The organism is Dehalococcoidia bacterium (assembly GCA_028711995.1).
Lineage (GTDB): Bacteria > Chloroflexota > Dehalococcoidia > SZUA-161 > SpSt-899 > JAQTRE01.
In genome coordinates this window covers 1-6609 of the sequence record JAQTRE010000156.1, presented here as the reverse complement: position 1 = coordinate 6609, position 6609 = coordinate 1, and the positions used below count along the sequence as shown (strand labels likewise).

Genomic DNA, 6609 nt, shown 5'->3' with positions numbered 1-6609 from the left:
ATTGGCTGTTCTCATGGAGGATTCTCCCCCTCAATCTGAATCTGAGTTGATTCTACCAGATACGTGGGGGTGAAGGCATTACAAAATCAGTCAAAGTCGAGGCTGAAATCAAAACTAAACAGCCTCACTCAATCAAAGAGGTGAGCCTGTACTCACTTTCATAGGGACTGCGCTAATTGAGAAACGGCCCAAAAACGTTGCGTCATCCTGATGGGGAATCACCTTGTGAAGCTATTTCGATGGGGTATGACCCTAATTGGATCGAATGAGTGCCTTCTTTATGGTCTGGGTGCGTCATCGCTAACAGGATGCTGAAAAGAGATGAAGGATTTGTCCCTGCGGGGGTCCGAGGGTGTCCCTAATTCGGTTATCAGTATTATAGAGAGTGCAGAGACACCTCTCTGCCGGGGTTTTAGAGCCTGCCGTGAGCTTGCCGAAGGGGGTGTCCCCTCAGTCCCCCTCTCCCACGCTGGAAGAGGGGGACTGAGGGGGTGAGGGAAAATTTCCCCAACGAGTTTGGGGCAAGGGGGTTAAGTCAGACTATCTCGACAGCTTCTACTATGTCAATGAATGCACCGCTGGAGAGTCCTGACTTGACGGAAGCTGCCCAAATTGGCACGATTATAGCCATGCTTCGCGGAGTCGTTCCATTGCATCGTGATAGCCGGACTCAAGCAATGACACTCTTTTCACTCGGGTAGATTGGACGTGTTGTGTCCCATTGATTATGTTAACTTGATGCGAACTCATTCAGATCAATCGATACTGCCGAAAATTGAGCCAGGACCTTCTTGTCCACAGTAATCAGGGGAACATTCAAGGCCATGGCCAGAGCAACTAATTCACAGTCATATGCCGAGCACCTGCTCTGCTGCGCTAATCTAAGGACTTGATCTGAGGCAATTTCATATTCGGAATCCTTCAGCAAACCCTCCGCTTCCGATATGATGTGAACAGCATCTTCAAGGCTGAGCAAAGCTCGATTCACATAGGTTGCCAGAACGTTACGGAGTTCACTTTTCCAAAGCAAAGAGGCAGCCCAATGAGGGTCTTTCACCAGAACCTGTTCCGCCTGGTCAGATCGCTCACTGGACAAGAACAGGTAGCCAATCACATTAGTATCTACGACGATCATTGTCTGCCCAGCGCCTTTAATTCAGTGAACTTTTCATCCGTAAGCACTTGTCCACTGGTTTTCCCCCGAACCTTACGAGCTTTGGCCAGAAGATCATCGATGTTCTCGTGCTTTCGGACTTGTACTTCCCGCTCAATGCAGACAATGACCTCGCTGTTAATGCTGCGCCGATTCTCTGCTGCGCTCTGTTTTAAGCGTTCGTATAGATCACTGGGGATGTTCTTAACAGTGATAGTAGGCATTCTTTACACCCCTCCCTGGTTCCATTCTGGTTCCATTATGCATCTAAGAGGGTAGGGTTGTCAACTGGTAGCCCTCATCTTCAGCCAACACGATTTTTGGGTGACTGGGCCGGGTCCTCAAGCCAGGTGAAATACTTCTCGGCGCAATCGGAGCCGGACTGAATCAACGCTGCTTTCCTTTCCTCTGTCAGACCAAAATCGGTTGTGCCTACGTCCAGGGTATCGATATAAAGCGTCCGCTGCCAGTCATCCGAATGAAGGTGCTGGTTCTCCTGAACACGCATCAGGGTGCCGATCAGGGCAGCTGCATAATCGCGGAATCCCTGGATGGGCTTGTCTTTGGGCGGCTCATCGTATCTGTAAAGGCCGATCTCTTCGCGGGTGTCCAGGCGCAATCCCAGCGTCTGCCGGTTATAGATGTAAGGGCTTCGCCCCGGCTTCTCCCGCGCGAAGCTCACGTTCTGCTGGTTGTAGTATTCGGTTGGCAATCCGGCATAGGCTTCATTCTTCACATCGATATACTTTTCCCGGTCGAAGAGTTTCACCGGGTAGTTCATCACCACGCCGCCATCGACATACACATCCTTGCGCAAGCCTTGGCGCATCGAGGCAAAGAATATGGGGATGGACATGCTGATTCTCACCGCAACAGCCAGCGGCATATCCTTGTGACGTTCGTTGGAAAAGACCTCGGCAAACCCGGTGGTGAGGTTCGTTCCGACAATATAAAGATCGGGACGACCGGCATTTTTGAGGTCCTGAAAGGTAGCTTCCTGCTTGCCCAGCTTCTTTTCGATCAGGCCGCCGATCCAGTCGGCAAAGGAGTCGCCCTTGTACCAGCCGAAGTTCTTCACCAGACGCCGGATGTCTCCCCCCACCCAGGAATGATCGCGGAACTTCCTGAAATCCGTCGCGGCCATGATCTGCCCCTGCTCGGCGATATCGTAGCCGAGGGCGTATACCAGCGCATTGATGGCTCCGGCGCTGGTTCCACCGACTCTGGAGATATGCTTGAGAGCGCCGCGCTGCTCCATGACGCGCATGGCCCCCACATAAGCAATCCCCCTCATCCCTCCGCCTTCAAAAACCAGATTGCGAAATTGTATCGCCATTTCAACTCCTCCCACTGGTGAGATAACGGCAGCCCCCTGATGTGAAGGAATTATAGCAGGGTGGATTCGGATTTGAAACGGCTGCGGTGAGGGCTCGCCCAGAAGAAGATGAGCCCGCTCAGAGAAGCGGGTTCAGGAGGGAACCAGGATATCTGGAGTTACTTATCGCATCTCCGGATCGGCAACGAAGATGTTAATGCGCGTTACCAGCTATTGATGGCCTAAGACAGCGCAGTTGTTCGCGCCTCCCAAGTTTATGGTGGAAAGCCCATGTGGGCGCAAACTTATAAGAACGGACAGAAGTATTACCGGGAACATACCGGCTCCAGAAGCCATGCCGTTTGCCCGGCAGCCGGGGCTTCCATCCATTGCGAGATGGCCGACGAACAGGTCGGGAAGATGGTCGAGGCTATCGAACTGGGCCCCAAATGGCTGGAAGAAGTCCTCTCTATCGTCAGCCTGAAGGATGAGGTGATCCGGATCAAAGAGGAAAGAAAAAGGACTCAGGAGAAGCTACGGAGAATGGCTAAGGCATACATCGATGGGGTCTTCCCGGATGAGGAATACCACCGGCAGAAGAGATTGCTGGAGATGGAACTGGAATCCCTGGTCGTTCCTCAGGCCAATGCCGCCGAGGAAGCCGGAAACTTGATTATGAACCTGCCGAAACTTTGGGCTGGGGCAAACCTGGAAGAAAAGAGAAAGCTCCTCTTGACCATGCTGGATGCCGTTTACGTTGATGCCAAAGAGGAGAAAGCCATCGTCGCGGTGAAGCCCAAGCCAGCATTCTGGCCAACCTTCCAGGTCGCTACCACTAAAGAAGGCTCAGAGGTCGTTTTAGTAAAAGAGCTTCCGAATATATCAGACTCGGAAGCTCTCTCGTGTTTCTGGTGGAGACGGGGGAGGGTCAGTCTCCCCCTGAAACGCGGGCCCCTCTTCTCTGTTTTTGTCTTGCCTCAGATGATGAATCTGTCCACCTCTTCCTTGATGTTGGCCGCCGCAGTTTCTTAGGGGTGTGCTTTTCCGGCTCACACTTTACTATCGGTTGACCAATCCTCATTCGTTGTCCCCATCCAGAGCCTTCAGAATTTCATTGGCTGAATAAGCTTTGTCTCGCTTACGACCGGTGATCTCCGTCAGGATGCCAGCCTTTTCCAGGGAAGTCAACGCATATTGTGCTGATGGGTAACTCACCTTGAGAAACTCCTGAGCGGTCTTAGCGTTCAGAACCGGCTTCATGAAGATCAGTTCAATGAGTTGCCCTGCAGTTGGCGGCAGATGCCGATCTCGAGCCATTTGAGAATAGGCACGATGAAGCTCCAGAAGATGCCTTGACCGTAATACCGCGTCCTCTGACTGAGTGGCTACAGCTCTCAGGAAGAACCCGATCCATTCCCGCCAGGAACCTGTACTGCTCACCTTCAAGAGAAGGTCGTAATACTCCCTACGATGCCGTTCAAAGAAGGCGCTCAGGTAAAGCAACGGTTTGCTGAGAATATTTCTTTGGCAAAGCAGCAGAGTAACCAGCAGGCGACCGATACGACCGTTGCCATCCAGAAAGGGATGAATCGATTCAAACTGGTAATGTACCAGCGCCGCCTCAACTAATGGCGGCATTCTGGATTCGCTGTGAAGAAACTTCTCCAACTGATCAAGGCATTGGAGCATCTCCTCCGGCGGAGGAGGGACAAAGGTAGCCTCATTCAGAGTTGCCCCGGGGCTTCCGATCCAGTTCTGAGACCGGCGAAATTCACCTGGAGTGGCGTGGTCGCCACGCACGCCATCCATGAGGATGCCGTGCAGTTCACGGATGAACCGAAGGCTCAGCGGCAGTTCATTGAGCCGCTGCAGCCCGTATTCCATGGCGCGTACATGGTTCTGGACTTCCTTGACATCTCTCTGTTTTTCTACCCGGGTCGCCTCAAACAGCAGCAGATCAGAGAGCGACGATTGCGTGCCCTCGATTCGCGAAGACAGGACTGCCTCTCTTCTGATAAAGGGGTAGATCAGCAGGTGCGGATTGGGCAATGTTTCTCCGAGGCCCGAAAGCGTGCCTACTGCCAGGTCAGCCCTGGACAGCTGGATTACAGTCTCAGTGTCCCATTCCAACATTGGAGGTAGGGCATTTGGAACATAAGCCCAGTATCCGCCACTGGCCCGGACCAGATTGCCTGAAGGACTTCTTTTGAATAGAGCAGTGTCCGTTATTCAACTCCTCTTTAATAACGTCGTTTGTTATTAAAGACATGGCTCTGTTTCTTTAATAATACATCTTCCGTACCGCTTTGACAATCTCCAGTCCATCCCAAAATAATCAATGACGTTTCTTCTCCGAAATTGGCAAAGGTGAGACAATTGCCCGTTGCTGCCGTCCCTCATCCCTCGATCCAACAATATTTCTGTATTTACAATTATATTGTTCGAGTGCATAATATATATGGCGGTTATCCATGCAATTCGAATGGGATGAATCCAAAAACCTGGCAAATATCGAGAAGCACGGCGTCTCATTTGAAGAGGCGGTATATGCCTTTCTCGATCCTGACCGGAAGATCAGATTTAACCCCAAACACTCGCAGGAAGAAAAGCGCTATTTTTGCTTTGGAAAGGTGGGAAAACTGGTGATGACGGTACGCTTTACTGTCAGAGGCGAAAGAATCCGCATTATTGGCGCTGGATACTGGAGAGAAGGGAGGAAGGTTTATGAGCAAGACTAAAAGCTACACCAATGCCCCGGCACACATTGCAAAAGGGATTGATGACTCAATCCCTGTCGAGGATTTCCTGCCATCCCCGCAGGAAATTGTGGAGATGCTCAGCAAGGAAGAGACTGTGCCGGTTACCATGAAGCTCAAGAAGAAAACGGTGGAGCGCTACAAAAGGTTCGCCCAGGAGAAAGGCGTCAAGTATCAGACGTTTGTTTCCTCCGTGCTGGATAGCTACGCTCAACGTCTGTGAAGTCTTACCATCATTGTAGAGTTTTGGCTGTTGTAAATCCTGCTGCGCAGATCGCGCTGCCGTCCTTCATGCTCTGACCCACTCCGGCGCTGTGTCCTGGCAGCGCACTATCCGCATAGTGCCGCTCCACCAAAGGCTCGGCGGGTTAGACCACCAATCATCAGCACCAAGCAATCCCCGCCTCGGTCCACAGCAGCCTTAACATAAATATTTTATGTGTAAGTGGGGCCATGAGGATTCAAGGTGGACGGAAGGACGGCAGCGACTAAAAAGGGAGAGGCTGGATCATTCCAGCCTCTCCCTGTACCTGTTGGGAAAACGGCCTTGTTCTCCCGCAAGATCAGCCTAATCCTTTTGCTATTGCCCTCCGCCAGAAATTTTCACCTTGTTCAGAATCTCCTTCGACCATCCGAGAATAGGCATCTTCGCTTTCAGCTACGAAGCTTGGGCCGAGGATAAGTTTCACCTCTCCTTGCAAAACATTACACTCCCAGTCATCCGGGATCGATCTATCGACCACGGTGAAAAAGCGGTAGGGAAGCCATGAAATGCCCCTTAAATCATCCAGTATCTCGAAGAATGTTACCCCTTTGAAAACTGATAGTGCGTGTACAACATACTCTTTGCCCTTGGTAATGGATACCTTGCTTTCTTTTGTAACACCCCAAGAGAGATCGTCGGGAGCATTCTCTAAGGTCTCTGCTATTGCTCTGATGATCATTATTAGTTACCTCAGTATAATCTTAGCATCATCAACTGTCCCTGTAACAGGGTTGTAAACGTAGTGCACTTCTATCGGTCCACCGCCAGGATCAAACCTCTGCGCCATCTTGACCCACCCTTCACTAGCAGGCCAGCGAGCATCACTTAGGGAACCTCTGATCAAGTCCGTCGAAAAATAAATTCAGCGGAATTCCCTCAATAAAATAACGTCGAAGTGTGGGTTTTCCGTGGTTCCGCTCTCTGAATAACCCCTTTTCAGGGGGATTTCCAGGATTTTGGGCAGACTACGCCCTAATCATCAGCAAATCCTTCCGAACCATGTATAAGTTGGCCAGAGCGAATAGGCTGAACACTTGAGCCGCATTTTTTGCCAGACCATTGTATCTCACCTTCCGATAACCCCACAGATGTTTGACCACCAGGAAGGCATGTTCTCCTT

At 51.2% G+C, this 6609-nt stretch carries 9 protein-coding genes; 3 read left to right on the top strand and 6 right to left on the bottom strand.

Annotated elements, in window-relative coordinates; genetic code table 11:
* Positions 1–730: 730 nt before the first annotated feature.
* From PHV74_14280 to PHV74_14270, 3 genes are all read right to left on the bottom strand, one after another.
* Entirely contained in the window at positions 731–1135 is a 405-nt protein-coding gene (locus tag PHV74_14280) for a type II toxin-antitoxin system VapC family toxin (GenBank protein ID MDD5095524.1), read from the bottom strand.
* Positions 1132–1377, bottom strand: coding sequence for an Arc family DNA-binding protein (locus PHV74_14275; GenBank protein MDD5095523.1), 246 nt, complete (start codon positions 1375–1377; stop codon positions 1132–1134). Before PHV74_14275 ends, PHV74_14280 begins: the two co-directional genes overlap by 4 nt.
* Before the next feature lie 80 nt (positions 1378–1457).
* The gene (locus PHV74_14270) at positions 1458–2489 is read right to left on the bottom strand and encodes a patatin-like phospholipase family protein (GenBank protein ID MDD5095522.1); all 1032 of its coding nucleotides are present in this window, start codon (positions 2487–2489) and stop codon (positions 1458–1460) included.
* Between the two features lie 270 nt (positions 2490–2759).
* On the opposite strand from PHV74_14270, the gene PHV74_14265 reads away from it, so the two are divergent.
* A complete protein-coding gene (locus PHV74_14265; protein ID MDD5095521.1) occupies positions 2760–3500 on the top strand; it encodes a hypothetical protein in 741 nt (246 codons plus the stop codon).
* A 45-nt stretch (positions 3501–3545) separates the two neighbouring features.
* Here the strand turns inward: PHV74_14265 and PHV74_14260 are convergent, their stop codons facing one another.
* Positions 3546–4601, bottom strand: a complete 1056-nt coding sequence (locus PHV74_14260; protein ID MDD5095520.1) for a Fic family protein — start codon at positions 4599–4601, stop codon at positions 3546–3548.
* A gap of 338 nt (positions 4602–4939) precedes the next feature.
* Here PHV74_14260 and PHV74_14255 point away from each other — a divergent pair, with 338 nt between their 5' ends.
* Together PHV74_14255 and PHV74_14250 are read left to right on the top strand one after the other, a co-directional pair.
* The gene (locus tag PHV74_14255; protein ID MDD5095519.1) at positions 4940–5206 is read left to right on the top strand and encodes a BrnT family toxin; all 267 of its coding nucleotides are present in this window, start codon (positions 4940–4942) and stop codon (positions 5204–5206) included.
* Positions 5193–5447 (top strand): CopG family transcriptional regulator, encoded by a 255-nt coding sequence (locus PHV74_14250; protein ID MDD5095518.1) that lies wholly within the window; start codon positions 5193–5195, stop codon positions 5445–5447. The genes PHV74_14255 and PHV74_14250 overlap by 14 nt, the downstream gene beginning before the upstream one ends.
* A 340-nt stretch (positions 5448–5787) precedes the next feature.
* On the opposite strand, the gene PHV74_14245 is transcribed toward PHV74_14250, so the two are convergent.
* Together PHV74_14245 and PHV74_14240 are read right to left on the bottom strand one after the other, a co-directional pair.
* Positions 5788–6168: a hypothetical protein gene (locus PHV74_14245; GenBank protein MDD5095517.1), complete on the bottom strand. Its 381-nt coding sequence runs from the start codon at positions 6166–6168 to the stop codon at positions 5788–5790.
* Positions 6169–6454: 286 nt separating this feature from the next.
* Positions 6455–6609, bottom strand: a 155-nt coding sequence (locus PHV74_14240; protein ID MDD5095516.1) for an IS5/IS1182 family transposase, incomplete at its 5' end; no start/stop codon positions are given.